General features: G+C 67.1%; 2 protein-coding genes. One reads left to right on the top strand and one right to left on the bottom strand.

Annotation, left to right across the window (positions count from 1 at the left end):
• Positions 1–374 (bottom strand): SRPBCC family protein (locus tag QOD90_RS03635; protein WP_526346762.1); only part of this gene is annotated, 374 nt, incomplete at its 3' end.
• Positions 375–518: 144 nt separating this feature from the next.
• Between QOD90_RS03635 and QOD90_RS03630 the strand changes: the two genes are divergently transcribed.
• Positions 519–2621, top strand: a 2103-nt coding sequence (locus QOD90_RS03630; protein WP_526346764.1) for a Na+/H+ antiporter subunit A, incomplete at its 3' end; no start/stop codon positions are given.

The following is a 2621-nucleotide window of genomic DNA, read 5'->3' as shown; positions in this document are numbered from 1 at the left end:
CGAACGAGACGCTTCTCGTCGGTGAGCCGCGTCCAGTCATACGTGTGGACGACGCGGGTATGCGATTCGTCGAGGGGCTCCAGCTGCCAGCGCCACAGGTGACCGGGCCGCGGCGAGCCAGGTTCTGACGGCTGCCATGCGACGAGACGTCCCTCGTCGAACTCCACCACGTGGTTCTCGCGGACGTCTCCGTTGGTCAGCGTCATCGTGAAGACGTCGCCGACGGCGTGCACGCGTTGGCCCGCAGACGCCTCGGTCAGGTTGTCATTGCCATCCCATCGCGGCTGCTGCGAGGGATCGGCGATCAGCTCGAAGATGGCCGCAGCCGGTGCGGCGATGTCGAGGATGGCGCTGACGATGGTGGCTTCGGGCATGCGCTGATTCAAGCGCATCCGATGACGGCCGCACCCGTAGACTGGACGCACACCCAGCTCGCCCGGCCCACGACTCATTCGCAGGCTGGCTGACACCCCGCTGACGCTCTCGCGCAAGCGCTCATCGCCGACATCGAGGTGCCATTGCTCGCCATCCTCTACGCCCACGGGCTCGCCGCTGCGGTGGCGCCGCTCCTGGTGCGTCGGTGGGGGCGGCAGGCCTTCTACCCGTTATCGCTGGTGCCGCTCGGCTCGCTGATCTGGGTTGGCCTGAACTGGCCGGGTGCCGACCCCGCGACGGTGCACCTCGACTGGGTGCCCGCCCTGTCGATGGACATCACCCTTCGCTTCGACACGCTCGCCGCGATCATGAGCGTGCTGGTGCTCGCCGTTGGCGCGCTGGTGCTGTTCTACTGTGCCGAGTACTTCCACCATCACGACGGGCATCGCGAGAAGCGCCTGCCGAGCTTCGCCGCCGAGCTCGTCGCATTCTCCGGTGCCATGTTCGGCTTGGTGGTCAGCGACAACATGCTGATGCTCTATCTGTTCTGGGAGCTCACCACCGTCCTGAGCTTTTTGCTGGTCGGGCACTACGCGGAACGCGCCACCAGCAGACGCGCCGCCACCCAGGCACTGCTGGTCACCACCGCGGGTGGGCTGACCATGCTGGTCGGCATCGTCATCCTTGGCACCGTGTCGGGAACGTATCGACTGTCCGAACTGGTTGGCGCTGCGCCGACGGGGACGGCGGCCTCGGTCGCCGTGATCCTGGTGTTGGTCGGCGCAGTCAGCAAGTCCGCGCTCGTCCCCCTTCACTTCTGGCTGCCGGGCGCCATGGCCGCGCCGACGCCGGTCAGCGCCTACCTGCATGCCGCCGCGATGGTGAAGGCGGGCGTCTACCTCGTCGCCCGCATGACACCGGGCTTCGCTGATTCGCCCGGGTGGCGCCCTGCCATCGTGACGCTCGGATTGGCCACCATGCTCCTGGCGGGCTGGCGCGCGGTCCGGGAGTACGACCTCAAGCTGATTCTCGCCTTCGGCACGGTCAGCCAACTCGGACTCATCACGCTCATGGTCGGCTCAGGTGGCGGTGACCTCATGCTTGCGGGCCTCGCGATGCTGTGCGCCCATGCGATGTTCAAGGCGGCCCTGTTCATGGTCGTCGGCATCATCGACCATGCCACCGGCACCCGCGACATTCGCCGACTGGCCTCGCTCGGGCAGCGCGACAAGCCGTTGATGATCATCGCCGTCGCCGCGACCGCGAGCATGGCGGCACTCCCTCCATTCCTCGGGTTCGTCGCCAAGGAAGCCGACTTCGAAACCCTTTACCACAGCGCGTCTCTCGGTGGTGCCGCCCCGTTCGTCCTCGCGGGCGTGGTGTTCGGTTCCATCTTCACCACGATCTACAGCCTTCGCTTCCTGCATGGTGCGTTCGCGAAGAAGGGCAGATCCACACCGAGCCGACGAGTCGCCGAAATGCACCGTCCACCAAGGGGTTTCATGATCTCACCGGCCATTCTCGCGGGCGCTGGTCTGATATTCGGCGTCTGGCCGACTGGCCTCGACCACGTCCTGGAGCGATACGCCGACACGGTGTCCGGGGGAACGGACTACCACCTGGCGCTGTGGCACGGCGTGAATCTGCCGCTGCTGCTGTCGGCATTGGTCCTCGGCGTAGGCACCGCCGCGTTCCTCGGCAGGGCGAGGCTGCGCCGCGCCCCCATCGGCTATCTGCCCCTCGGCAACGCGGACCGGATCTACGACGCGGTTCTCCGCGGCGCCGACGTCCTCGCGGTGCGGTTGACCGCGTTGACGCAACGCGGATCCATTCCGGCGACACAGGCGGTCATCCTGTCGACACTGGTGCTGCTGCCCATGGCGGTGCTGATGCTCGGCGCCCGCGACCGTCCGGAACTCAGAGGGTGGGAGTCGCCGCTGCAGGCAGTCACCGGGGTGATCATCCTTGCAGCGGCAGTCGGAGCGACCGTCCTGCGCAACCGGTTGGCCGCGGTGCTGATCGTCGGCGTCACCGGCTACGGCTGCGGCGTCATCTTCATCTTTCACGGCGCGCCAGATCTGGCGCTCACCCAATTCTTGGTCGAGACACTGACGTTGGTGATCTTCGTTCTGGTGCTGCGCATCCTTCCCGCCGAGGCCGACCGGTCGAACATGAACCGGCACCGACTGCCGAGGGCGCTGCTGGCCATCGCGGTCGGGGCGAGCGTCACCACCCTCGCGGCGTTC

It is taken from the genome of Mycobacterium sp. (assembly GCF_032161845.1).
Lineage (GTDB): Bacteria > Actinomycetota > Actinomycetes > Mycobacteriales > Mycobacteriaceae > Mycobacterium.
This window is presented reverse-complemented; position numbering and strand designations above follow the sequence as displayed.